The 24,308-nt window shown below is 70.9% G+C and carries 25 protein-coding genes; 11 read left to right on the forward strand and 14 right to left on the reverse strand.

Annotation, left to right across the window (positions count from 1 at the left end; all coding sequences use genetic code 11):
- Positions 1–63: 63 nt before the first annotated feature.
- Entirely contained in the window at positions 64–1,242 is a 1,179-nt protein-coding gene (locus P0592_RS14065; protein ID WP_276271535.1) for a redox-regulated ATPase YchF, read from the reverse strand.
- A gap of 96 nt (positions 1,243–1,338) precedes the next feature.
- Between P0592_RS14065 and P0592_RS14070 the strand changes: the two genes are divergently transcribed.
- Positions 1,339–1,770 carry a hypothetical protein gene (locus P0592_RS14070; protein ID WP_276271536.1) on the forward strand — a complete coding sequence of 144 codons (432 nt, stop codon included), beginning with the start codon at positions 1,339–1,341 and terminating at the stop codon, positions 1,768–1,770.
- 3 nt (positions 1,771–1,773) lie between these two features.
- Here the strand turns inward: P0592_RS14070 and P0592_RS14075 are convergent, their stop codons facing one another.
- Positions 1,774–2,823: a polymer-forming cytoskeletal protein gene (locus tag P0592_RS14075; protein ID WP_276271537.1), complete on the reverse strand. Its 1,050-nt coding sequence runs from the start codon at positions 2,821–2,823 to the stop codon at positions 1,774–1,776.
- A 156-nt stretch (positions 2,824–2,979) separates the two neighbouring features.
- On the opposite strand from P0592_RS14075, the gene P0592_RS14080 reads away from it, so the two are divergent.
- The 3 genes from P0592_RS14080 (at position 2,980) to P0592_RS14090 (ending at position 4,923) form a co-directional block, all read left to right on the forward strand.
- Positions 2,980–3,177, forward strand: a complete 198-nt coding sequence (locus P0592_RS14080) for a DUF5800 family protein (protein WP_276271538.1) — start codon at positions 2,980–2,982, stop codon at positions 3,175–3,177.
- A gap of 196 nt (positions 3,178–3,373) precedes the next feature.
- The gene (locus tag P0592_RS14085; protein WP_276271539.1) at positions 3,374–4,540 is read left to right on the forward strand and encodes a thiolase domain-containing protein; all 1,167 of its coding nucleotides are present in this window, start codon (positions 3,374–3,376) and stop codon (positions 4,538–4,540) included.
- Positions 4,537–4,923 (forward strand): Zn-ribbon domain-containing OB-fold protein, encoded by a 387-nt coding sequence (locus tag P0592_RS14090; protein WP_276271540.1) that lies wholly within the window; start codon positions 4,537–4,539, stop codon positions 4,921–4,923. Before P0592_RS14085 ends, P0592_RS14090 begins: the two co-directional genes overlap by 4 nt.
- Positions 4,924–4,926: 3 nt before the next feature.
- Here the strand turns inward: P0592_RS14090 and P0592_RS14095 are convergent, their stop codons facing one another.
- The 5 genes from P0592_RS14095 to P0592_RS14115 all read right to left on the reverse strand — a co-directional run bounded on the left by P0592_RS14095 (position 4,927) and on the right by P0592_RS14115 (position 8,021).
- Positions 4,927–5,874, reverse strand: a complete 948-nt coding sequence (locus tag P0592_RS14095; protein ID WP_276271541.1) for an alpha/beta fold hydrolase — start codon at positions 5,872–5,874, stop codon at positions 4,927–4,929.
- Positions 5,875–6,032: 158 nt separating this feature from the next.
- Positions 6,033–7,073: a methylmalonyl Co-A mutase-associated GTPase MeaB gene (meaB, locus tag P0592_RS14100; RefSeq protein WP_276271542.1), complete on the reverse strand. Its 1,041-nt coding sequence runs from the start codon at positions 7,071–7,073 to the stop codon at positions 6,033–6,035.
- Positions 7,070–7,492 carry a cobalamin B12-binding domain-containing protein gene (locus tag P0592_RS14105; RefSeq protein WP_276271543.1) on the reverse strand — a complete coding sequence of 141 codons (423 nt, stop codon included), beginning with the start codon at positions 7,490–7,492 and terminating at the stop codon, positions 7,070–7,072. The genes meaB and P0592_RS14105 overlap by 4 nt, the downstream gene beginning before the upstream one ends.
- Positions 7,493–7,558: 66 nt before the next feature.
- Positions 7,559–7,693 (reverse strand): hypothetical protein, encoded by a 135-nt coding sequence (locus tag P0592_RS14110; RefSeq protein WP_276271544.1) that lies wholly within the window; start codon positions 7,691–7,693, stop codon positions 7,559–7,561.
- A gap of 40 nt (positions 7,694–7,733) precedes the next feature.
- On the reverse strand, positions 7,734–8,021 hold the full coding sequence (locus P0592_RS14115; RefSeq protein ID WP_276271545.1) for a DUF7111 family protein: 288 nt from the start codon (positions 8,019–8,021) through the stop codon (positions 7,734–7,736).
- Between the two features lie 87 nt (positions 8,022–8,108).
- Here P0592_RS14115 and P0592_RS14120 point away from each other — a divergent pair, with 87 nt between their 5' ends.
- Together P0592_RS14120 and P0592_RS14125 are read left to right on the forward strand one after the other, a co-directional pair.
- Positions 8,109–9,545, forward strand: a complete 1,437-nt coding sequence (locus tag P0592_RS14120; RefSeq protein WP_276271546.1) for an HTTM domain-containing protein — start codon at positions 8,109–8,111, stop codon at positions 9,543–9,545.
- Between the two features lie 43 nt (positions 9,546–9,588).
- Positions 9,589–9,870 (forward strand): PadR family transcriptional regulator, encoded by a 282-nt coding sequence (locus P0592_RS14125; RefSeq protein WP_276271547.1) that lies wholly within the window; start codon positions 9,589–9,591, stop codon positions 9,868–9,870.
- On the opposite strand, the gene P0592_RS14130 is transcribed toward P0592_RS14125, so the two are convergent.
- From P0592_RS14130 to P0592_RS14140, 3 genes are all read right to left on the reverse strand, one after another.
- A complete protein-coding gene (locus tag P0592_RS14130) occupies positions 9,867–10,877 on the reverse strand; it encodes a hypothetical protein (RefSeq protein WP_276271548.1) in 1,011 nt (336 codons plus the stop codon). The genes P0592_RS14125 and P0592_RS14130 overlap by 4 nt on opposite strands.
- Positions 10,878–10,938: 61 nt before the next feature.
- Complete coding sequence (locus tag P0592_RS14135; RefSeq protein WP_276271549.1) at positions 10,939–12,081, reverse strand: acyl-CoA dehydrogenase; 1,143 nt, start codon at positions 12,079–12,081, stop codon at positions 10,939–10,941.
- 107 nt (positions 12,082–12,188) lie between these two features.
- Positions 12,189–13,046, reverse strand: a complete 858-nt coding sequence (locus P0592_RS14140) for a 3-hydroxyacyl-CoA dehydrogenase family protein (RefSeq protein WP_276271550.1) — start codon at positions 13,044–13,046, stop codon at positions 12,189–12,191.
- A gap of 233 nt (positions 13,047–13,279) precedes the next feature.
- On the opposite strand from P0592_RS14140, the gene P0592_RS14145 reads away from it, so the two are divergent.
- Together P0592_RS14145 and P0592_RS14150 are read left to right on the forward strand one after the other, a co-directional pair.
- Positions 13,280–14,155, forward strand: coding sequence for a class 1 fructose-bisphosphatase (locus P0592_RS14145; protein WP_276271551.1), 876 nt, complete (start codon positions 13,280–13,282; stop codon positions 14,153–14,155).
- A gap of 67 nt (positions 14,156–14,222) precedes the next feature.
- Complete coding sequence (locus P0592_RS14150) at positions 14,223–14,903, forward strand: TIGR00266 family protein (RefSeq protein WP_276271552.1); 681 nt, start codon at positions 14,223–14,225, stop codon at positions 14,901–14,903.
- On the opposite strand, the gene P0592_RS14155 is transcribed toward P0592_RS14150, so the two are convergent.
- Positions 14,897–16,936 (reverse strand): PKD domain-containing protein, encoded by a 2,040-nt coding sequence (locus tag P0592_RS14155; RefSeq protein WP_276271553.1) that lies wholly within the window; start codon positions 16,934–16,936, stop codon positions 14,897–14,899. The two genes, P0592_RS14150 and P0592_RS14155, sit on opposite strands and share 7 nt — an antisense overlap.
- Before the next feature lie 112 nt (positions 16,937–17,048).
- Between P0592_RS14155 and P0592_RS14160 the strand changes: the two genes are divergently transcribed.
- Entirely contained in the window at positions 17,049–18,818 is a 1,770-nt protein-coding gene (locus P0592_RS14160) for an acyl-CoA carboxylase subunit beta (protein WP_276271554.1), read from the forward strand.
- On the opposite strand, the gene P0592_RS14165 is transcribed toward P0592_RS14160, so the two are convergent.
- Positions 18,815–19,963: a sensor histidine kinase gene (locus P0592_RS14165; RefSeq protein ID WP_276271555.1), complete on the reverse strand. Its 1,149-nt coding sequence runs from the start codon at positions 19,961–19,963 to the stop codon at positions 18,815–18,817. The genes P0592_RS14160 and P0592_RS14165 overlap by 4 nt on opposite strands.
- 375 nt (positions 19,964–20,338) lie before the next feature.
- Here P0592_RS14165 and P0592_RS14170 point away from each other — a divergent pair, with 375 nt between their 5' ends.
- Positions 20,339–21,508, forward strand: a complete 1,170-nt coding sequence (locus P0592_RS14170; protein WP_276271556.1) for an MFS transporter — start codon at positions 20,339–20,341, stop codon at positions 21,506–21,508.
- On the opposite strand, the gene P0592_RS14175 is transcribed toward P0592_RS14170, so the two are convergent.
- Entirely contained in the window at positions 21,509–21,964 is a 456-nt protein-coding gene (locus P0592_RS14175) for a MaoC family dehydratase (protein WP_276271557.1), read from the reverse strand.
- A gap of 76 nt (positions 21,965–22,040) precedes the next feature.
- Here P0592_RS14175 and P0592_RS14180 point away from each other — a divergent pair, with 76 nt between their 5' ends.
- Positions 22,041–22,877, forward strand: a complete 837-nt coding sequence (locus P0592_RS14180; protein WP_276271558.1) for an HpcH/HpaI aldolase/citrate lyase family protein — start codon at positions 22,041–22,043, stop codon at positions 22,875–22,877.
- A 325-nt stretch (positions 22,878–23,202) separates the two neighbouring features.
- Here the strand turns inward: P0592_RS14180 and P0592_RS14185 are convergent, their stop codons facing one another.
- On the reverse strand, positions 23,203–24,285 hold the full coding sequence (locus P0592_RS14185; protein WP_276271559.1) for a glutamate--cysteine ligase: 1,083 nt from the start codon (positions 24,283–24,285) through the stop codon (positions 23,203–23,205).
- Between the last annotated feature and the right edge of the window lie 23 nt (positions 24,286–24,308).

A 24,308-nucleotide genomic window follows, 5' to 3' on the forward strand; every position in this document is an offset into this window, starting at 1 on the left:
CGTGTCTCGTGCTACCGTGGCACACGCCATCGGTAATCCGGGCGTATCCGGCCCGCTCCGTGCTCAGTTGTCGCTGACGATCTTGACCACGGCCCCCTCCTCCAGTTCCGTCTCGTCGCTGATGCGGCGGTTCGCACGGGCGTCGACGGCGTGGATGTAGCCGTCGCCGATGTCCGAGTGGACGGCGTACGCGAGGTCCTGCGGCGTCGACCCGCGGGGCAGCAGGTGGGCGTCGGGGAGGACGTTCCCCTGCCCGTCGGTCCACTTCGTGTCGTTCTGGACGGGGTAGGCCGTGACGTGGTCCAGCAGGTCGTAGACGGCGGTGTCCATCGCGGTCTGGACGCCGGTGCCGCCGTAGTCGGCCATCACCTCGCGGATGCGTTCCAGGCCCTCGCGCTGCTGGTCGCTGACCTCGCCGACGATCTCGAAGTCGGGGTCGCCGGGGTCGTAGTCGACGACGCCGGCCTCGGCGGCCTTCCGCAGGGCGAGTTCGCCGTCGGCGGTGGCGGGGACGACCACCTCGGCGGCCTCGCGCAGGCGCTCGACGTTGCCCTCGGGGGCGATGTCGGCCTTGTTCGCGACGACGACGATCGGCTTGGTTCGCCGGCGGATCTGCTGGGCCAGCGCCTCGCGGTGCTCGTCGGTCCAGGAGATGGGGTCCTCGGGGTAGTCCAGCTCACGGAGGGTGCGGGCCACGTCCAGTTCCGTCGCGCCGACGCCGGTCAGCATGTCGACGAGCGCCTCGTCGAGGTCGAAATCGGGCGACCGGGAGGCGCGCTCGACGGACTCCCAGTTGCGGTCGACGATGCTGGCCAGCCAGAGGTCCATCTCCTCCTCGACGAAGTGGACGTCCTCGACGGGGTCGTGTTGGCCGACCTCGACGGGTTCGCCCTCCTCGTCGGTGCCGCCGGAGGCGTCGACCACGTTCAGGATGACGTCGGCGTTGGTGAGTTCGTCGAGGAACTGGTTCCCGAGACCGCGGCCCTCGTGAGCCCCGGGGACCAGGCCGGCCACGTCGATGAGCTCGACGGGGACGTAGCGCTTGCCGTCCCGGCAGTGTTCGTCGCCACAGCGCGCCTCCCGGTCGAGACAGGGACACTCCGTGCGGACGTGGCTGACGCCGCGGTTGGCGTCGATGGTGGTGAACGGGTAGTTCCCCACGTCCACGTCGGCCATCGTCGCCGCCTTGTAGAAGGTAGACTTCCCGGCGTTGGGCTTGCCGGCGAGTGCGAGCGAGAGCATGCCAGCCGATACCAGTGACGCGGGAAAGGCGGTTTCGGTTCGGGCGCAGTTTGAGCGACCCCGGACGTTTTGTCGATCGCGTGTCCAGTGGCCCGTATGTCCGTCCGGTCCCGCACGATCGACCGAATCGCCCTCTCCGACCTCGTCGCGGTCGCGATCGCCCTCGCGATCGCCGCCAAACTCCGCTCGGTCTCGCCGCTCCCGACGTGGCTCTACGTCGGGCCGGTGACGATCGACACGACCAGTCTGCTCGCGATCGCGCTGGGGTCCGTCGTCGCCGGCGACTGGCTCCGACGGCGGGTCGACGGTGGGGCCGACGACGCGGCCAGCGTCGCCGTCGGCCTGCTCGGCGTGCTGACCGCCCTCGCCGGCGTGTACGCGCAGGTCGCGCTGAACACCGGGTCCGGCGGTGTCTTCTTCGCCGCGGTGCCCGCGCTCGTGCTGGCCGGACTGACGGTGGTCGCCGTACTGGCACGGGCGAGCTACAGAACGGTCGTCGTCGGTCGGGGACGGGGCACGGACAGCTGAGCGTCAGTCGGACGCCTCGGCGGCGTCGCCCTCGCCCTCGCCGTCGCTCGCCGCGTCGTCGGTCGCGTCCTCGGGACCGTCGTCGGCAGCCTCGTCCGTGTCGGCTCCCGCGTCCTCCTCGGCGTCGGCTTCCGCAGCCGCGTCGTCCCCCTCGCCCTCCAGTTCCTCGGCCATCGCCGCCATCGCGGCGGCGTCCTCGTCGGGCCGGTCCAGCACCTCCTGGGTGTGCATCCGCATCTCCTCGCGTGCACGGATCGTTCCATCGACGGTGGCGTTCTCGTGGAGTTCGACCGTCTTCGCCGAGATGTCGCCCCACACCTTCGCGCCGGGACCGACCCGGACGGTGCCGCCGCGGGTGGTCACGTCGCCCTTGATCTCGGTCCCCTTCCCGACGGTGACGTCCTCGCGGGCGCGCAAGCTGCCGAAGACGACCGTGTCGCGGCCGACCTCGACGGACTCGGCGCGGATGTTGCCGTGGAGGCGGCAGTCGTCGCCGACGGTCGCCGGGGTCGAGACGCGCCAGGCGTCGTCGGAGACGTTGGCTCCGCGTGGGATGAGCACCGGGTCCGTGTCGTCGGCGTCCTCGCCCAGCATCGACTCGACCACGTCCTCGGCGGCCTCGTCCTCGCCGATGCGCAGCAGGTGCGAGAGGTAGACGAACAGGAAGACGACGGTCGGCATCGGGTTCCGGATGACGATCCAGCCGTTGGCCTCGAAGCCGTCCTCGATGTCGACGTCGTCGCCCACGTCGAGGTCGCCGGCGACCCGCAGCTCGCCGCCGATGTGGACGCGCTCGCCGATGTAGGCGTCCTCGCCGACGAGGACGTTGTCCGCGACGTCACACCACATGTCGAGGCGGCAGTCGCCCTCCGCCTCGATGTGGCCGCCGAACCGGACTCGCTCGTCCGCGATGACGGACCGACCGCGCACCCCGAACTCGACGGTGCTCTGCCCGCCGACGATGACGTCCCCGTCGGTCACGAGGTCGTGTTCCTCCACGTGGGTCCCGTCGGGGATCGCGAGTTCGGAGAGCGGGTCGGAGCCGAGTGGCACGTGCCTAATAGTGATTTCGACGGTATTAAACCCTGAGGGACCGCACGACGGGCGTCTGACGGGCGTCTGACGACGCCGCGAGCGACCGGCGTGTGATCGTCTCTCGAACGGCTCGCGAGAGCGCAGGCTTTTGGTCGCGACCCGCCTACCGCGAGTATGACCGTTCTCTCGTTCGACGAACAAGGGGTCGACGTCGTCTACGACGGCACGGAGTTCCGGCTCGAGAAGGAACTCATCGAGGACGCCGTCCAGAAGTCCTACCCGGACGTGACCGACCACGAGGTCCTGCAGATCGTCGAACCCGAGCCGTCGCTCTCCGGCGAGCCACGCCGGATCGGCGAGATCGTGGACTGACGGCGAGCTGTCACGACACGCGACGGTCGTGAACCCGTGCCGCCCTCCGATTCCTTCGAGGGTCCCACAGCCGTCGTGAGAACAGTTCAGTCGGTGGATAAGAGTACCGCAGTCCCGCGGTCTCGAACCGCGAGAATCGTGGCAAGACCACACAGTGTCGGCAGGCATTTAAGTGTCAAACTTCCACTGTGAGGTAATGTCAGACCCACGTATCGCAGGGGCCGGCGTCACGAAGTTCGGGGAACACCCCGAGCGCACCGGTCGCGACCTCTTCGCCGAGGCCGGACTGGAGGCGCTGGACGCCTCCGGCGTCGACCGCGGTGACGTCGACGCGCTCTACTACGGCAACTTTATGGGCGAACTCGCAGAGCACCAGGGCCACCAGGGGCCGCTGATGGCCGAGACGATCGGACTGGAAGCACCTGCCACGCGGTTCGAGGCGGCGTGTGCCTCAGCCGGGGCGGCCGTGCGAGAGGCCGTCACGACGCTGCGCAACGGCGAGGCGGAGGTGATCGTCGTCGGCGGGGCCGAGCGGATGACCAACATCGGCACCGCCGCGGCGACGGACGCGCTGGCCATCGCCGCCGACGACCTCTTCGAAGTCCGGGCCGGGATGACCTTCCCCGGCGCGTACGCGCTGATGGCCCGATCGTACTTCGACCAGTACGGCGGCACGCACGAGGACCTCGCCCACGTCGCCGTCAAGAACCACGAGCACGCGCTCGTCAACGATCACGCCCAGATCCAGAAGGAGATCGCCGTCGAGGACGCCCTCGAAGCGCCGACCATCGCCAGCCCGCTGGGGCTGTACGACTCCTGTCCGATCACCGACGGTGCGGCCGCCGCCGTGCTGACCACCGCCGAGTACGCCGCCGAGCACGACCTGGACGCGCCCGTAGCGATCACGGGCACCGGCCAGGGCGGCGACAACCTCGCGCTCCAGGACCGGCCTCACCTCGCACAGACCCCCGCCGCCGACAAGGCCGCCGAGGAGGCCTACGGCGACGCCGGCGTCGGTCCCGACGACGTGGACGTGGCGGAGGTCCACGACTGCTTCACCATCGCCGAGGTGCTTGCCACCGAGTCGCTGGGCTTCTTCGAGCGCGGCGAGGGGATCACCGCCGCCCGGGAGGGGATCACCGACCGCCGCGGGGAGCTGCCGGTCAACCTCTCGGGCGGGCTGAAGGCCAAGGGCCACCCGGTCGGTGCCACCGGCGTCGCACAGCTGGCGACGCTCGCGTGGCTCCTCGACGGGAGCCACCCGCGGGCCGACGACGTCTCCGACGCCACCGTCGGCGTCGCACACAACGCCGGCGGGACGGTCGCCTCCACGACCGTCCACGTGCTGGAGGTGGCAGAATGACCGAGAGCGCCCGCGACGGCGAGTACGACGACTGGCTCGACGCGATCGCGGACGGCGGGGGGTACTATCTGGAGTGTGGCAACGGCCACGGCTGGCTCCCGCCCCGACGGGTCTGTCCGAAGTGCGGCGACCGCGACCTCGCCGAGGAGCCGCTGCCCGACGGCGGCGAGATCGCCTCCCACACCACGATCACCGTCCCCACGCCGCAGTTCGAGGACGACGCCCCCTACGTGACCGCCGTCGTCGACTTCGGTCCCGTCTCGGCGACCGGGATGGTCCGCGGCGTCGACCCGGAGGACGTGGCGATCGGTTCGGTCGTCGGGGTCGAGGTCGGCGAGCGCGAGACCACCGGCGACCGCGCGGTCGTGTTCCGGCCGCGCTGAGGGTCAGTCGTCGTTCTCGACGCGGACCCGGACGGTCTCGCCCCGCACCACGTCGACAAACTCCTCGGGGTGCTCGACGTGGGGCAGGAGCAGCGAGTCGCTGAACACCACCAGCGTCGCGTCGGCCTCGTCCGCGAGATCGCGGCCCCGCGACAGCGGGGTGATGTCGGCGTCCTCGCCCCAGACGAGCGTCACGGGGACGTCCAGCGAGGAGAGCGTCTCGCCGAGGTCGCCCTCGGGATCGAGGAAGCCCGAGACGAACGACGCCGGCGCGAACCGCGCGCCCGGCTGGTGGGCGCTCTGCCACTCGTAGTCGACCACCTCGTCGCTGAGGTTGGCCATGTCGTAGTAGCCGTGGTCGTCGTGGAAGTGGCGGATGGAGGCCCTGGAGCCGATGAGGTTGAAGATCGCCTGCCCGACGACGGGGGCGCGCAGCAGCGAGCGGAGCCAGACGTTCCGGTTCCCCATCGAGGTGTCCGTGGGACAGACGAGGATCAGTTCCGCGACGTCCACCTCGCGGGCCGCCTCGGCGGCGTAGGCGGCCGTCAGCGAGGAGGCGACGACGGTCGGGTTCTCCGCCTCGTCCGCGAGGAAGTCCCGCACGAACGTCGTGAGCAGCGACGCCGAGTACAGCAGCGGCGGCCGGTCGGAGTGGCCAAAGCCCGGCAGGTCCGGGGCGACGACGTGGTAGTCCTCGGCCAGCGCCTCGAAGACGGTGTGGAACTCGTGGCTGGACCCGGCGGCGTTGATCCCGTGCAACAGGACCAGGTCCGGGTCCTCGGGGTCGCCGGCTTCCGTGTAGGCCACGTCGAACCCACGCCAGCGATAGGTCCGCTGTGTGCCGGCGAGGAACGGCTCGAACTCGTCGGGACGCGACTGGAGGACGCGGTTGGCGACTGCCGTCGCGCCGACGGCACCGACGGCGGCACCGAGGGCTTTGCGCAATCTCATATGCCTCCGTACGGCGCGTCGACGCTTATACGTGGGGGCGGAATCCGCAGGCGCGCCCGTCCCCCGTACCAGGAGTTATCGCCGGCGGTGGTGAGCGCGGAACAGACGCCGCGTGTCGGCGCTGGGCCGTCGACTGCGTGGACTCGCACCGGGTCGCCTCACGGGGCGTCTTCCCGCTCCTCGAGGCACGCACGGAGCGGCGCGAGTACCTCGTCGACGACGCCGTAGGGATCGGTCTCCTTCGCCATCACGGCGTCGACGTAGCTCTCGATCCCGCCGCGCCGCTCCAGCTCCGCGGCCAGCAGGTCGTTGGCGTCCTCGCGCAGCAGCGTCCGGATCTCGGCGGCGTAGCGCTCGCGGGCCTGTCGCTCGCGCTTCCCGGTCCGGTCGAGGTAGTCGCCGTGCTCGGCCAGGGTCTCGATGAACTCCGTGACCCCCTCGCCCCGGTTGGCGACCGTCTCGACGATGGGCGGGTCCCACTGTTCGCCCTCGCCGGGACCGTCGGTGTCGCCGTCCGCCCGCGCCGTCGCCGCCGCGCCGTGGTGCCCGGTGTCGGGCCGCCCGTCGCGGTTCCCCAGCATCTCCCGCAACTGCTGGACCGTTCGATCGGCACCGTCGAGGTCGGCCTTGTTCACGACGAAGACGTCGCCGATCTCGAGGATGCCCGCCTTCAGCATCTGGACGTCGTCGCCGCTGCCCGGCGGGACGAGGACGGCGACGGTGTCGGCGGTCCGGACGATGTCGACCTCGTTCTGGCCCGCCCCGACCGTCTCGACGACGATCTTGTCCTTGCCGAAGGCGTCCAGCGCCGTCACCGCGTCCGTCGTGGCAGTCGACAGGCCGCCCAGGGACCCGCGGGCCGACATCGAGCGGAAGAACACGTCCATGTCGCCGGCGTTGGAGGCCATCCGGATCCGATCCCCGAGCACCGCGCCGCCGGAGAACGGCGAGGAGGGATCGATGGCGATGACGCCGACGGTCAGCCCCTCCTCGCGGTACGCGGCGGCCACCTTGTCGACGAGCGTGGACTTGCCCGCGCCGGGGCTCCCGGTGACGCCGATCACGTCGGCGTGGCCGGTGTGGGCGTGCAGGTCCGAGACGAGGTCCCGGTACCCCGCCGAGCGGTTCTCGATCTTCGTGATGACCCGCGCGAGCGCGCTGTGTTTGCCCGCGACGAGGTCCTCGACCAGGTCGCTCATCGCTCGGGCGCGTGCTCGCGGATGTAGGCGATCATCTCCTCCATCGACGCGCCCGGACCGAAGATCTCGTCGACGCCCTGCTCGCGGAGTTCGGCCTCGTCGTCGTCGGGGACGATGCCCCCGACCAGGACGAGCCGATCGTCGAAGGCGTCGTACTCCCGCAGGCCGTCGAGGATCTTGGGCACCAGCGTGTTGTGCGCCCCCGAGAGGATGGAGATACCGACCACGTCGACGTCCTCTTGGACCGCCGCCTGCACGACCTCGTCGGGCGAGCGGTGCAGGCCGGAGTAGATGACCTCGAAACCGGCGTCCCGGAGCGCCCGGGCGATGACGTGTGCCCCCCGGTCGTGCCCGTCGAGGCCGACCTTGGCGACCAGACACCTGATGGTCCGCTCGGTCTGCTCCTGCTCGACACTCATATCATCATCTACCGTGGGGGTTCGTTTTACTCTTGCCCCGCCGGGCCGCCCGTCCTGGGCCACAGACTACGCGGGGAAGAGCAGGTACGGGACGACGAACAGCAGGAGGAACAGGAACAGCAGGACGAGGCCGTACCCCGCGAGCGTCCCGGCTGCGGTCAGCCACGCCGGGTGGTCGAACCGGTCGGTGAGCGTCGTCATACCGGCCGGTGGGACCGGCGCACAATAGCTCTTTGGCGGGCTACATCCCCATATCGGCGGCGGCATCGGGGACCGGGAGGTCGGTCGGCGAGACGCCGAGCAGTTCGGCGGCGTGGTCCAGCGCCATATCGAACCCGTAGTAGCGTTCGAGCTCGTCGCCGTCGGCGCTTGGCCGGACCTTCAGCATCGCGTACCCCTCGACGTTCTGGGCGACGGCAGCGGTCCCGGTCGCACTCTCGAAGGTGAGCAGCCGTTCGCCGTCTCGCTCGGTGTAGCGGGCGGTGATTCCGTCGGCCGACGCCTCGTTCGCCTGCTCGGAGTCTGCCATCGCCCCGTCGTTGGGACTGGCCCTACTGAACCCTGTCGGTGGCGGCGGGGTGGAAGACTTATGTCCGCGACCGCGTCACTCGCTGACGTGACCGACCGCTCCCTCCGCACGTGGCTCCGCCGCCGTGCCGCCGTCGACAGCCGCGGGCTCGCCGCCTTCCGCGTCGCGCTGGGGCTGGTCCTCCTGGTCGACCTGGCGTGGCGGCTGCCGGAGCTGCGGGCCCACTACACGGACGCGGGCGCTCTGCCCCGCTCGGTGCTGGGCGCGCTGTACCCCGGCTGGGACGCGCTGTCGCTGCACGCGCTCTCGGGGGCGCTGTGGGCACAGGCGGCCCTGTTCGGCCTCGCCGCCGTCGCCGCCGCGGCCCTGGTCGTCGGCTACCGGACCCGCCTCGCGACGGCCGCGTCGCTGGTCCTGCTGGTCTCGCTGCAGATCCGGAACCCGTTCGTGCTCAACGGGGGCGACATCCTGCTCCGGCGGCTGCTGTTCTGGGGGCTGTTCCTCCCGCTCGGGGCGCGCTGGGCGGTCGACGCGCCGTCCGCCCGCGACGGCGCGGACGGCGACGCGCGTGCCCCCACCGACACCGTCGCCGGCGTCGCCACGGTGGGGCTGCTCGCACAGGTCGTCGCCGTCTACGTGACCAACGCCGCGGTGAAGCTCCGTGCGGACATCTGGCTGGCCGGCGACGCCGTCCGGCACGTCTTCCAGCTGGACCAGTTCACCGTCCTGCTCGGGGACGTCCTCGCCGGCACCGGCCTGCTGCTGTCGGTCGCGGGCTGGCTCTGGCTCGGACTGCTGCTCGTCTCGCCGCTGTTGCTCCTCCTGACCGGCCGGCGGCGCGGTCTCCTCGCGGCGGCGTTCGTCGTCGCGCACTTCGGGATGCTCCTGACGCTCCAGATCGGCGTGTTCCCGCTGGTCTCGATGACGGCCCTGCTCCCGTTCCTGCCGTCTGCGCTGTGGGACCGCGTGGAGCGCCGGGCCGAGGCGTGGGACGGCCCGGCGCTCCCGAGCAGCCCCCGCGAACCGCTCGCGGCCCGGCTGCCGGCGCTCTCGACGGCCGCCCGCTCGCTCGCGGCCGTCTGCCTCGCCGTCCTGATCGTCGTCAACGCCGTCGCGCTCGGCGTCGTCGCCGCGCCGGCGGGCACGCCCGAGCGCGTCGAGTCCCGGTCGTGGGACATGTTCGCCCCGTCGCCGCCGCTGGGGACGTGGTGGTACGCCGCGCCGGCGACGCTCGCGTCCGGCGAGCGGGTGAACCTCCTGACCGACCACGACCCCGACGGGAGCAAGCCGCCGGAGGTCAGCTCGCTGTACGACGAGCGCTGGCGGAAGCTGCTGGGCGACGCGGCCGGCGAACCGCTGCTCCGGCAGTCGCTGGCGGACTCCCTCTGTGCCCGCTGGAACGCCCGGCACTCGGACGACGCGGTGAACGTCACCCTCGTCCGGTACCGGGAGCCGACGGTGTTCGACGGCCCCGAGTCGATCGAGCGGGAGCCGCTCGGCCGCTACCAGTGTGGTTCGGACTGACCGGACCGCAAGCGACAAGCCCCGCTCGCACCCCCTTGCTGGTATGGCGAAGTGGTTCCAGAGCGGGCGGCGGCGCGACATCTGCGTCCTGCTGGCGGGTGCCGAGGACGGCTCGCTGACCGGCCAGCGGCTCAAGACGCGGCTGGAGGACCGCTACGACACGCGCATCGACCCCCAGAGCTTCTACGGCGCGCTGGAGGCGATGGAAGACGCCGGCTTCCTCGAGCACTCCGTCGAGGGGATCGCCGACACGTACGCCCTGACCGACGCCGGGGAGCGCCGCCTGCGCGAGCAGTTCGAGTGGATGGCCGAGCACCTCGACTAGACGGTCCACTCCATCGTCTCGACGTGGTAGACGCCGTCGTCGAGTTCGACCAGCCACGAGTAGCCAAACGGCGGCGGGAGCGTCGCGTCCTCGGAGAGCGTCTCGCGCAGCGACGCCATCGCGTCCGACACCGGCGCACACTCCCTGTGCTGGTCGGCGGCGGCCGCACGGAGTATCTCCCGCTCACCGGCGTCGAACCGCGAACGCGCGAGGAGGTACGTCTCCCGGACGTGGCTGCGGAAGGCCTCGTCGGTGTCGGCGACCGCCTCGACGCCCACGCGGTAGGTGTACCGGTCTTTCGTCGTCCGGCCGTCACTCCAGACCTCCCACTCGCGGTCCTTCCACCGGACCCAGACGCTCCCGTCGGCCGCCGCGAACCGCGACGCCCCGACGCCGTCCGGATAGGGAACGGGCCGCTGCGAGGCCGAGAGGCCCCGCGATGGGAGTTCCTGTCGTTCCGGACCGCCGCCGAAGACGACGTACCGGAGCGCGGCCCGGTCGGCCTCGGGGAGCGACTCGAAGTCGACGACGTCGGTCCCGTCGGGCGCGGTCCGCCCCTTCCGCCACTCGACGCCCATCACGAGCGCGGGCACCTCGGAGCTGTCCGTCCGATCGGCCCGCAGTCGGTAGTAGCGCCCGTCGACGGCGACGTACGCGCCGGAGGGCACCGGCGGTTCGTGATGGTAGCTCGTCGCCTCTGCACCGCCGTCCCGCACGGCCGCCTCGACGAGGGTCCGGTCCTCGCCCGCCGGCGCGAGCGGCAACTGCTCGACGGGGTCGAAGCGGTTCGCGTTGACGATCGTCCCCTCCTGGCAATCGGGGCCCTCGGTGTGGTCGTCCAGCGAGTCGGTCCCGGTGTCCGTCTCGCTCGACCCGTCGGTCGCCGTCTCGCGGGGCTGTTGCTCTGTCGGTGGGTCGGCGGGGCCGTCGGTTCCGTCGCTCACCTGTCCGCAGCCGGCGAACAGGGCCGCGACGCCGGTGAGTATCGCCCGCCGTGTCCGTCGCATATCTGGGCTGAGCGCCGACACCGGAAAGGGTCTTCTGGACGATCAAACAGCGACTGAGCGATCAGTCGAGGAGTTCGTCGGCGATGGTGTTGCGAAGCACCTCGCTGGTCCCCTCGTAGATCTCGTTGAGCTTGGCGTCCCGGTAGAACCGCTCGACCGGGAAGTCCTTCGTGTAGCCGTAGCCGCCGTGGATCTGGATGCCCTCGTTGGCGACCTCCCGGGAGACCTCCGAGGCGTACAGTTTGGCCTGTGCGGCCTCCTTGACGAACGGCTCGCCGCGCTCTTTGAGGTCCGCGGCTCTGTGCATCAGCAGTCGGGCGGCCTCGGTCTTGGTGTCCATGTCCGCCAGCTTGTGCTGGATGGCCTGGAACTCCGAGATGGGCTGGCCGAACTGCTCGCGGTCCTGGGCGTACCGCAGCGCCTCGTCCAGCGCCGCCTGCGCGATGCCGACGCCGCGGGCGGCGATGGTGATGCGGCCGCCGTTGAGCGTCTTCAGCGCGTGGACGAACCCGCGGCCCTCCTCGCCGAGCCGGCGGTTTTCGGGGAGGTACATGTCGTCGAACCGGAGCTCGGCGGTCGGACAGCCCTTGTCGCCCAGCTTGTCTTCGGTCCCCTCGACGACGAACCCGTCGTCTGCCTCGGGTCGGACGACGAACGAGGAGATGCCCTTGTTGCCGGCGTCGGGATCGGTCTTGGCGAACAGGACGACCGTGTCGGCGACCGAGCCGTTCGAGATCCAGAGCTTGCCGCCGTCGACGACGTAGCCGTCGCCGTCTCTCTCGGCGGTCGTCTCCATCGCCGGTACGTCGCTCCCGGCCTGTGGCTCCGAGAGCGCGAACGCGCCGACGTCCTCGCCCTCGGCCAGCGGCGTCAGGTACCGCTCCTTCTGCGTCTCGTCGCCGAACTCGGAGACCATATTGCAGGCCAGCGAGATGTGGGCGGCGACGATGGTCCCGAGGCCGCCGCTCCCGCGGGAGATCTCCTCCAGCGCCATCGCGTAACTGTGGTAGTCCAGGCCCGCCCCGCCGTACTCCTCGGCGATGGGCATCCCCATCAGCCCCAGGTCGGCCATCTGGTCGACGAGGTCTCGGGGGAACTCGTCGGTCTCGTCGATCTCTGGGGCACGGGGGACCACCTCCTCGTCGACGAACTCGGCGACCATGTCGCGGATCTGGCGTTGCTCGGCGGACGGGCTGAAGTCCATGGGGATAGCTACCGTCCCCCAGTCCTTTACTGTTCGGCAACGAGAGTTCCGTTGTCGGGCGTTCGTCCGGCGGGACGGTCCGGTGGAACCGATCGGGGCAGCGCCGTTCAGTCGTACTCGTAGAAGCCCTTGCCGGTCTTTTTCCCCAGGTCGCCGGCGTCGACCTTGCGCTTGAGGAGGTACGCCGGCGTGTACCGGTCGCCCAGTTCCCGGTGGAGCGTCTCCGAGGCGTCCAGCACCACGTCGAGGCCGATGTGGTCGGCCAGCTCCAGCGGCCCCATCGGGACGTTCGTGCCCAGCGTCATCCCGCGGTCGATGTCGGCCTTCTCGGCGACGCCCTCGTCGTAGGCGCGGACCCCCTCGTTGATCCAGGGCATCAGGATGCGGTTGGTGACGAAGCCGGGCTTGTCGTCGGCCTCCCAGGTCTCCTTGCCGAGCTCCTCCGCGAAGGCGTGGCCCAGCGCCACCGTCTCCTCGCTGGTCTTCTCGCCGACGACGAGTTCCACCCCCTTCATCACCGGGACGGGGTTCATGAAGTGGAGCCCGAGCACGCGCTCGGGCCGGTCGATCACGCTCGCGATGGTGGTGATCGAGAGGGTGCTGGTGTTGGTCGCGAGGACGGTCCCCTCGTCGACGACGTCCGCGAGGTCCTCGAAGACGGACTGCTTGACGTCCATCTCCTCGACGACGGCCTCGATCACGAGGTCACAGGGTGCCAGGTCGCCGCGGGTCGTCGTCCCCTCGATCCGGTCCCTGGCCGCCGCCGTCTCGTCGCCGGTGAGGTCACCGGACGCGACCTTCCGGTCGAGGCTCTCCTCGATCCGGTCGAAGCCCGCGTCGACGAACTGCCGTTCGATGTCCTGCATCACCACGTCGTAGCCGGCGACGGCCGCGACCTGGGCGATGCCCGCGCCCATCGTGCCCGCGCCAACGACGCCGACGGTGTCGATGTCGTCGAGCTCCATACCGCCGGCTTCGTCCGGCCACCGTGTAAGCCTGCCGCCGGACCCAGAAAAATCAGATCCCGTATACGTTTAGATAGACACAGCCTAAAGATTCGAACAATCGACTTACTGCGCCCGGTCTGAACCATTCACTCGGTCCGTAGTAAATGTCAGAAGAAAAGTACTTATGCGACCCGACGGAACGGACGACTGTCGTGACCAACACCGGCGACGACACCTACCGATCCCCAGAGATGAGCAAATCACTCGACGCTCCGGCCACGGAGGCCGACCGAACGGTCGCACAGGTCATCGACGCGATCACCGACACCACCACAGACGTCCGGACGGCCATCGCGACCGAGCGCGAACACCACGGGACGGTCAACCCCAGCGGCGACGAGCAGCTCGCCGCCGACGTGCGCGCCGACGAACTGTTCGAGCAGCGCGTCCTGGGCGTCGACGGTGTCGCCACCTACGCCAGCGAGGAGCGCGAGGAGGTCGCGACCGCCGACGGCCGACTCCACGTCGCGATGGACCCCCTCGACGGCTCCTCGAACCTCGAACCCAACAGCGGGATGGGCACCATCTTCGGCGTCTACAGCGAGCGCCCGCCCACCTCGGGCCGGAACCTCCTGGCCGCCGGCTTCGTCATCTACGGCCCCGTCACCTCGATGGTCGTCGCCCGCGACGGCCGCGTCCGCGAGTACGTCGTCGAGGACGGCGACCGCCGCCTCGTCGACGACGACGTGACGGTCCCCGAGGACCCGACGGTCTTCGGCTTCGGGGGCGGCGTCGACAGCTGGACCGACGACTTCCAGGGGTACGCCGCCGAGATCCGGCAGGAACTCAAGCTCCGCTACGGCGGCGCGATGATCGCCGACATCAATCAGGTGTTGACCTACGGCGGCGTGTTCGCCTACCCGGCGTTGCAGTCCCGGCCGGAGGGCAAACTCCGGGTCCAGTTCGAGGGCCAGCCGATGGCGTACATCGTCGAGGCCGCCGGCGGCCGCTCCTCCGACGGCAGCGGGTCACTGCTGGACACCGACCCCGACGAACTCCACGCGCGGACGCCGCTGCACCTCGGCAACCCCGACCTGATCGACCGGCTGGAAGCACAGCTACGGTAACGCGGCGCGACCGTCTCCCCCCACGACCGACGGTAGCGCTAAGTATCAGCTGAGCGAACGCTCGTCTATGGAGTACGACATCTCCCACAGACCCTCCTACGCACAGCTCGACCTGACGCTCGACCAGGGGGAGTCCGTCCGCGCCGAGGCCGGCGCGATGGTCAGCCAGTCGACCGGGATCGAGGTCGAGACGAAGGCCGAGGGCGGCCTGCTGAAGTCGCTCTCGCGGTCGGTGCTGGGCGGCGAGTCCTTTTTCCTGAACACCTTCACCGCGACCGAACCGGGGACGCTGAAGCTCGCGCCGGCGCTGTCGGGCGACGTCGACCACCACGAACTCGACAGCGAGACGCTGTACGTCCAGTCGACGTCCTTTCTCGCCTCGCACCCGGACATCGAGGTCGACACGGAGTTCGGGGGCGGCAAGACGTTCTTCGGCGGCGAGGGGCTGTTCCTCCTGCGGATGAGCGGATCGGGCCCGGCGTTCGTCGCCAGCTACGGGGCCATCGACGAGCTGACCGTCGAGCCCGGCGAGTCCGTCGTGGTCGATACGGGTCACGTCGTGGCGTTCGAGGAGACGCTGGACTTCGACGTGCGCCGCGTCGGCGGGCTCAAGTCCACGCTGTTCAGCGGCGAGGGGCTGGTCTGCGAGTTCTCCGGCGAGGGCACCGTCTGGACCCAGACCCGGAGCCCCGACGCCTTCCTCTCGTGGCTCGTCCCGAAGCTCCCCACACAGAGCAGCGGTCAGTAACCCAGGTAGATCGCCAGCGCCTTCAGGACGCCGTAGACGGCGACCACGAGACCGACGAACGCACCGAGGACCGTCCCGACGACGCCGTCGGGCCACAGCGCCAGCGGGTTCGGCAGTCCCGGGAGGAGTCCACTCCCGGAGCCGACCGTCGCGACTCGCTCGCCGTCCACCGCCAGCGGGCCCGCCGCCGTCAGGTTCGCCGTGAGCGTCACGGTTCGGGTCTCGCCGGCGGGCACGCTCACCTCCCGAGAGGTGAGCGCACTCTCGTCGAGAAAGACCGTGACCAGCGCCTTGCCCGCGGCGGTCCCGCCGTTCGCGACCGTCACCGAGAGGGTCACCCGATCGCCGACCGACGGGGAGGAGGCGTTCAGCGAGGCGTTGGCGACGGTCACGTTCGCCGACCCGGTCGGGGTGGGAGCGGCCGTCGGCGTCGGGGCAGGTGCGGCCGTCGCGCCGGCGCTCGCGTTCCCGCCGGACGGGTCACCGCTCGTGTCCGCGTCCGACGTGTCGGGCGACGGTGTGGCGGTCGCCGTCGGGGTCCCGGTTTCCGTCGGCTCCCCGGCCGCCACGACGAACCGGGAGAGGCCCGGCGAGACGGCGCGGTAGGTCAGGTTCGCTCCGGCCCCGTTCACCAGCGTCGTGTCGAGGCGGGTCCAGTTCCCGCCGTCGCGGTACAGCGCCACCGCGTCGGGGTCGGCACCGGCCGCCTCCAGCGCGGCGCGGGCCACGGTGAACCGGAACGTCGTCCGCCCCACCGAACTGTCCCCGTGGGCGACGCGGACGGTCCCCAGCCCGGTCGCGGTCCTCGGCGGCGCGAACGAGTCCGGGGTCCCGTCCCGCGCCCGCACCGTGAGTGTCGTGGTCCGGTCAGCCGGGAACACCGCTCGCAGGTGCGTCACCGAGACGTTCCGGCCGTGAGTCAGGGGGCCGTCGTCGGCGCGTACGGTCTGTGGGAAACCCGTGCCCGAGACCGTCGCCCGCGCGGCGCTGGCGTTCGGGCGCGAGACGGTCACCGACCGGGAGGTCGTCTCGGCCGCCGAGACGTTCACCGTCCGGGTGACGACGGCGGCGTTGCCGGCGGGGTCGGTCACTCTGACCGCGATCTCGCGGGTCCCCGGCGTGCCGAATGCCACCCGGACGGACGGCCCGAGCAGGATGGTGTCGCTCCCGACGCGCCAGCGGTAGCCCGCGACCCGGTGGTCGTCCGTCGAGTTCGCCGCGCTGAACTGCAGCGTCTCGCCGACGGTCGCGGTCCGTGGCCCCGACACGGAGACGTTCGGCGGCGTCGCGTCGTAGCGGACCGTCCGGAGTTCGGCGAACTTGACCGTGTTGCCGCCCTCGTCGGTCGCGTTCAGCCACAGGAACACGTGTTCCCCCTCCTCGTCGACCGTGTATCGGGCGGTGTAGACGGCCGTCTCGGCGACCGTCTCCGTGAAGTCCGAGCGGTTCAGCCTGTCCGTCGACGCCCCGCCGACGGAGACGCGGAGCCGTGACAGTGGCTCGCGGGTCTCGGCCCGGACCAGCATCGTCGACCCGTTCACCCGCCGGACGCCGAACGCGACGTACTGCGGGGGGATCGCGTCCATCCCCGTCGCGGTCACCGTCCCGTCTTCGAGTTCGTTCCCGGCGGCGTCGTCGATGCTGGCACCGCTGGACAGGCCGACGGTGACGTTCTCCTCGCCCACCCGCCGCTCCAGCGCCAGCACGACGCGGGCTCCGGTCCGGTTCCCGCGCTCGATCGAGGCGACGGAGACGTCCTCGACGGACCCCGCCGTGAGGACGAACTGATCCGTCGTCAGGCCGCCCGTCTCCACCCCGCTCCCGTCGTCGAACACCGTCACCGCGATGGCGGTCCCGTTGACCCTCGTCGCGTTGCCCCACTCCGGGGGCGTCGTGTCGGCGGCAGCGGCGGGTCCCGACACCAGCAGGAGGACCGCGGCGGCCGCCGCTACCGCGACCGCCGGCACCAGCAGCCGACGGCCCCGTCCGGGGGACGGGGCGGAACGCGCGCTCTCGCCGGTGACTGTGGGCATCTGCTCGCAGTTCCCCGGCGGCAGTTATCAAACGAACGCCGCGAGTACGAGCGATGATAATCGGGGCCGCCGAGGGGTAACTACTGTCACCCCGGGGGTCGTGGGGTGTGGTATGAAGGTCCGTATCGCCGCCGAGGCGAGTCGGGACGAGGCCTCCGCCATCGCCGCCGCCGTCGCCGAACACGTCGGCCGGACGGTCGAGGTCTACGTCGGCGACAGCGAGGAGCCGACGCTCGTCCGAGAGGTGACGACCGACGGGAACGACGGGAGCGACTCGGACGGTTCGGGCGACGGGGACCTCGGGCCGACCGACCGCGAGCAGCGACTCCGCGAGGAGATCGCCGACATCGAGCGCGGCGGCCCCGAGAAGTACCGGGAGCGCCTCGCCGACCAGGGCAAACTGTTCGTCCGGGACCGCCTCGAACTGTGGTTCGGCGAGGACGGCCTGGACTTCGAGGACGGCCGGTTCGCCGGCTTCGACGACTGGCACGGGAACAGTCCCGACGTCGAGGAGTACGACGAGGGGACGCGGCTCCCGGCCGACGGCCTGCTGACCGGCGCGGCGACCTTCGAGGGCCGGAAGCTCCACGTGATGGCCAACGACTTCACCGTCAAGGCCGGCTCGATGGCCGCCAAGGGCGTCGAGAAGTTCCTCCGCCTCCAGGAGCGGGCGCTCAAGACCGGCAGGCCAGCGCTCTACCTCGTCGACTCCTCGGGCGGGCGCATCGACCAACAGCGGGGCTTCTTCGCCAACCGCGAGGGGATCGGGAAGTTCTACTTCAACCACTCGCGGCTCTCGGGGGCCGTCCCCCAGATCTGTGTCCTCTACGGTCCGTGTATCGCCGGCGCGGCCTACACGCCCGTCTTCTCCGACTTCACGGTGATGGTCCGCGGGATGAGCGCGCTCGCGATCGCCTCCCCCCGGATGGTCGAGATGGTCACCGGCGAGGACATCGACCTGGAGACGCTTGGCGGGCCGGACATGCACGCCCGCCACTCCGGGAGCGCCGATCTCGTCGCCGACGACGAGGAACACGCCCGCGAACTCGTCGCCCAACTGCTCTCGTACCTCCCGGACAACTGCGAGGAGCGACCGCCGAGCGCGGAGCCGTCCCCGCCCGCGGAGCCCACCGAGGGACTGGACGGCGTCGTCCCGCAGGAGCCGAACAAGGGGTACGATATGCACCGGGTGATCGACCGCGTCGTCGACGGGGACTCCTTCTTCGAACTCCAGTCACAGTACGGCCCGGAGATCCTCACCGGCTTCGCCCGCGTCGACGGCCGGGCGATCGGCGTCGTCGCGAACCAACCCAGCCAGCGAGCCGGGGCCATCTTCCCCGACGCCGCGCGCAAGGCCGCCGAGTTCGTCTGGAAGTGCGACGCGTTCAACGTCCCGCTGCTGTACCTCTGTGACACGCCGGGCTTCATGGCCGGCTCTAGCGTCGAGAAGGAGGGCATCCTCGAGGCGGGCAAGAAGATGATCTACGCCACCTCGGAGGCCACCGTCCCCAAGCAGTGCGTGGTCGTCCGGAAGGCCTACGGCGCGGGCATCTACGCGATGTCGGGGCCGGCCTACGACCCCGAGTCGACCCTGGCGCTCCCCAGCGGCGAGATCGCCATCATGGGGCCGGAGGCGGCGATCAACGCCGTCTACGCGAACAAGCTCGACGCCATCGACGACCCCGAGGAGCGCGCAGAGCGCGAGCGGGAACTCCGCGAGGAGTACCGCCGCGACATCGACGCCCGGCGGATGGGCAGCGAGGTCGTCATCGACGAGATCGTCCCGCCCAGCGACCTCCGGGCGGAACTGGCCGCTCGCTTCGAGCTGTACGAGACCGTCGAGAAGGACCGCCCCGAGAAGAAACACGGGAGCATCCTCTAGGCAGCCGGCGGGCCGACCTCGCCGTCGGCCGTCGCCGTCTCACGGTCGACGTCGACGCCGCGGAGCTCGAAGCGGGCACCACCGGACTCGCTGTCGTCGACCGACACCGACCAGCCGTGTGCGTCCGCGACCTCGCGGACGATGTGGAGCCCGAAGCCGGTGCCGTCCTCGTCGGTCGAGTAGCCGGGGTCGAACACGTCGTCGCGCTCGGCGGGCGGGATGCCGGGGCCGTCGTCCGCGACGGCGAACCCGTCCGGGCCGACCCCGACCCGGACGGTCAGTGACGTCCCGCTCCCGTCGGCACCCTCGTCGGGCCGATCCGCCGTGGCGTGTTGGGCGCTGTTCCGGACGAGGTTCTCGAGGAGCTGCCGGAGGTAGTCGGGGTCCGCCCGGACCGTCGTTCCCTCCGGGACGTCGACGCGCAGCGATCCCGCGTCCGGGTCGACGCTGTCCCAGGCGTCCCGAGCGATCGCCCCGAGCGCGACCGGCTCCGGCTCGACGGCGTCGGGTCCCACCCTCGCCAGCGCCAGCACGTCGTCGACGAGCGCCCCCATCCGTTCGTGTGCCTCCTCGACCCGGTCGAGGTGTGCGGGCTCCCCGTTCTGCCGGTACAGTTCCAGGTGGCCGGCGGCGACGCTCAGGGGGTTCTGGAGGTCGTGGCTGACGATGCCGGCGAACGTGTCGAGGCGCTCGTTCTGCCGGTCGAGTCGATCGCGCTGGCCGCGGAGCACCTCCTCGTGGCGCTTCCGGACGGTCGCCCACCGCCCGATCCCGACCATCAGCAGGCCCACGCCGACGATCATCGACCCGTCCTCGAGGAGCGTGTGCAGGGAGATCGGATACCGCAGGAACTCGTCGAGGAGGTCCGTCGTGCCGGTGAGCAGGAACAGCCCGAGGGCGGTGACGACCGGGGGATAGACGTCCGCCGCACCCGATTCGTCCCGGGATAGACCGGCCAGCTGGCGGGCCGTGGCGACGTACGCGAGGCTCCCGAGGACGACGAGGAGGAACGTCGACTCGGCCACCACCGCGACGGACAACGGCGTCGCTCGACGCGGGAGGACGACGAGCTGAGCGGCGGCGGCGACGCCGACGAGTCCCACGAGGACGAGCGGCACGACGCGTCGCCAGCGGTCTGCTCTCACTGTCAGCTTGTCCCACTACCGATGTAAACAAGTGGTACCTAACTCGATAGGGTCCGGCGGCCCGAGCGGCGCGTCGTGGGTTCGGCTCCGCCGGTCGGCCCGTCGGAGCGGTTCGTCCGGGACCGACGGCGGGGTTCGCCACGTCGGTATCAGCCGCCCAGGTCGCCCGATCCAGGTCCGGATCGGCGACCGTCGCCAGCAGGACCGCAGCGAGCCCGAACGCCGCCGCGCCGGCGAGAGCGACGAACGTCTCGCGGAACCGACCGGGACGGGTGGTGTCGGGGGTGGGCATCGACACTAGTCTCACACGCGATCGGTCGGAAATCCACGTCCCGGGACCGTAACCCTCCTACCGCTCGCCGCGGGTCTCCCCGTGTGGACGAGACTCGTCGCATCGTGCTGACCTACTACCTCTACCGGGCGACGCTCTCGGAGGGGTTCATCTACCCCGTCGTGACGCTGTTCCTGCTCGCGCGGGACCTCACCGTCGCGGAGGTGGGCCTGGTCAACGGCGTCTTCTTCGGGGCGGTCGTCCTCGCGGAGATCCCGACGGGCTACGTCGGCGACCGCATCGGCCGCCGCGACAGCCTGGTCGTGAGCACGCTGGTCATCACGGCCGCGATCCTCGGGTTCACCGTCGCCGAGTCGCTGGCGGGGTTCGTCGCCGTCTACGCGGTCTGGGGGGTCGGACTGACGCTGCGGTCGGGCAGCGGGTCCGCGTGGCTCTACGACACGCTGGACGAGCGGCTCGACACCGACGAGTTCGCCCGCATCAGCGGCCGCGGCACGGCCGCCTTCCTCGTCGCCTCCGGCGCGATGGCCGTCGCCGGGAGCTACGTCTACCAGTTCGACCGGGAACTCCCCTTCTTCGCGACGGCCGCGGTGACCGCCAGCGGCGCGCTGGTCCTCCTGACGGTGCCCGAGACCGACGCCTACGCCGAGGGGGAGACCCCGACGCTGACGCTAGCGGACGTCCGCGAGACGGTGACCGAGCGGTTCGCCGCGCCGCCGCTCCGGGCGTTCATCCCCTTCACCGCCGTCCTGCTTGCGGTGCCGGAGTTCGTCGACCTCTACGTCCAGCCGATCAGCGTCGCCGTCGGCGTCCCCGAGGCCCGGCTCGGGTACCTCTACGCCGCCTTCATGCTCGTCACCGGCGTCGCGAGCTACTTCGTCGACCGCGTGCGGGCGGCGGTCGGCATCTGCGGGTGGTTCCGGGTCGCGCCGCCGCTGCTGGGGCTCGGGCTCGCGGCGACGGGACTGCTGCCCGTGCTGGCGATCCCGGCGTTCGTCCTGCTGCGGGCGGTCAAGAACGTCTCCTACGCCTTCCGCGGGCAGTACCTCAACGACCACCTGCCGTCGCTGGGGCGGGCGACGGTGCTCAGCACGGCGTCGATGGTGTACGGCCTCGCGTTCCTGCTGGCCCGGGTCGCCGGCGGCGCGCTGGCCGACGCCGTCGGCGCTCGCGAGTCGGTCGCCGTCGTCGGCCTGACGCTGGCCGTCGTCGCGAGCGGGTGGTGGCTGGTCGCCCCGCCGGTCGCCGAGTAGTCACGCCCCGTCGGGCGCTCGCTCGACCAGCGCCGTCCGCTCGAACGAACAGACGAGCGTGTCGTCGCCCTTGTACACCTCCACGCCCATCGTCACGACCCCGCGGTCCTCGTCGCTGGTCAGGCGCTTGTTCAGGACCGTCGTCTCCGCCCGCAGCGTGTCGCCGTGAAAGACCGGGGCCGGGTGTTCCACGTCGTCGTACGAGAGGTTCGCGACGATGGTGCCGTCTGTGGTGTCCGGGATCGTCAGCCCGACCGCGAGCGACATCGTGTAGAGGCCGTTGACGAGCCGCTCGCCGAACTGCGTGTCGGCGGCGAACTCGGCGTCGAGGTGGAGCGGCTGCTGGTTCATCGTCAGGTCGCAGAACCGCTGATTGTCGCTCTCGCTGACTGTCCGGCGCTTGTCGTGTTCGATCGTCTCGCCCACGGTGAACTCCTCGTAGTACAGTCCGGGCATACGTCGGCCAACATCCGCCGTCGCCTTAGCGGTGGGGGAGCCGACACTTACGGGGGTCGGTGTCGAAGCAGCCGGTATGCCACGCCGAAGCATCCTCTTCTCGCCGGGGGACGACCCCGAGAAACTGCGGAAAGCGCCGAGGAGCGACGCCGACGTGGTCGTGTTCGACCTCGAAGACGCCGTCGCGCCCGCCGACAAGCCGGCGGCCCGCGAGACGGTCCGGGACGCGCTCGCGGCGGTGTCGCCGGCCGATCCGGAGGTCTGCGTCCGCGTCAACCCGATCGACGAGGGGGCGACGGCAGACCTCGACGCCATCCTGTCGGGCGTCGTCCCGGACAGCCTGATGCTACCCAAGGTGGCCGACGCCGAGGCGGTGGAGCGACTCGCCGCGATGGTGGCCGAGCGGTCCGACGGCTCGCTGCCGGTACTGGCGCTCGTCGAGTCCGCCGCGGGCGTCCTCCACGCCGAGGCCATCGCGGCCGCCGACCCGACGGACGCGCTCCTGTTCGGGGCCGAGGACCTCGCCGGCGACGTCGGCGCGACCCGGACCGACGAGGGCCGGGAGGTCGAGCACGCGCGCCAGCACGTCGTCCTCGCCGCGCGGGCCGCCGGCGTCTCGCCGATCGACACGCACTTCCCCGCGTTCGGCGACGAGGCCGGCCTCCGCCGGGACGCCCAGCAGGCGCTGGAGCTGGGCTACGACGGCAAGCTCGCCATCCACCCGGCACAGGCGACGGTCATCAACGACGTGTTCACGCCGAGCGAGGAGCGGATCGCCTGGGCTCGGCGGATTCTCGCCGCCCGCGACGAGGCCGACGGCGGCGTCTTCGTCGTCGAGGGGGAGATGATCGACGCGCCGCAGGTCCGCCAGGCGGAACGGATCCTCGCCCGCGCCGGCGTGGCCGACCACTGAGTCACCGTCGACCGGTCCCGAGCGCGGACAGACGGGACCGACCACGACCGTCGGGCCACGCCGCCCGTCTCCGCGCCGCGACCTACTTAAAGACGGCCCGAAACGGCCGGCAGATATCGTCCGTGAGAGTGACCGGCGGGTATTTGTGCCCCTCGGCATTACATCTCACCGTCGCGACGTGTGGTCGATTAATCGTGACCGACCGCACACGGCCCGCGACTGGACCGTTGCCGGCCGCGTCCGTGCGGCGGCGACCCGTCCGACTGGGGGGTCGGAACGAAACGGTGGCACCCGCATCGCCCACTACCCGGGGCGGTTCTCGGATTCAGTACCGCAGCAACAGCGCGTCCGCGAGCGCCGCGACGCCCTCCTCCCGACGGACCCGGCGCTGGGTCTCGGCACCGCTCTCGGCGTCCAGTAGGCTCCGGAGCCGGTCGACGCCGAGGCGGTCGCACTCCCGGGCGACGGCCTCCGACAGCGACAGCGTCGTCTCGCCGTCCCGGCCCAGGAGGCTCGCCGCCTGTCCGTCGCGGATCGCGCGCCACTTGTTCTCGTCCAGCAGCTCCCGGCGGAGCGTCGGGCGCGACTCGCCGTCGTCGTACCGCTCGCTCAGGTCCTCGACGAGCGCGTGGACGTACTCGACGAACGCCAGGACCCGCTCGGGGTCGGCCTGTCCGTCGGGCGCGCGCACCTCGACGGTGCCGTGGCCGGAGTGGGGGCGCACGTCGAACCACAGCTCGCCCCTGTCGTCGATGCTCCCGTTCTCGACCATCCGGCGTTCGAACCGCTCGAAGGACGCGTAGTCCTCGAACGCGGTCGGGATCCCGGTGTTGGGCAGCGCCTCGAAGATCTTCGCCCGCGCGGACTGGAGCCCGGTGTCGAACCCGTTCCAGTACGGCGAGTTCGCCGAGACGGCCAGCAGCAGGGGGACGTGCCAGCGCACGCGGTTGGCGATCCAGACGGCCTTGTCCGGATCGTCGACCCCGACGTGGACGTGCAGGCCCGCCGTCGTGTTCCGGTGTTGCGGGTACTGGATGCGGTCCAGCTGCGAGCGGTAGCGGGGCTTCTCGGCGTGTTCGAGCTCCCGCCACTTCGCCAGCGGGTGCAGGCCCGCCCCCGCGATCCCGTAGCCGTGTGCCGTCGCGTGGTCGGCCAGCGCCTCCCGGACCGCCCGCAGGTGGTCGCCGGCCGCGCTCGGGTCGTCGATGCGCGGCGTCTGCGTCTCGATGACGCACTTGAACAGTTCGTGGTCCAGCCGCCCGTCCAGCAGTTCGGGCGGGTCGGTCTCGTAGACCAGTTCGTCCGTCCCCGACGTGGGACGGCCGTGCCCGTCGACGACGTAGAACTCCTCCTCGATCCCGAGGGTACCCATCCGGTCGAAGTGTTCGGGAGACCCCGTCTCGTCCATCGCCCGGTACGTCGGAACCGACG

Source organism: Haloarcula litorea (assembly GCF_029338195.1).
GTDB lineage: Archaea > Halobacteriota > Halobacteria > Halobacteriales > Haloarculaceae > Haloarcula > Haloarcula litorea.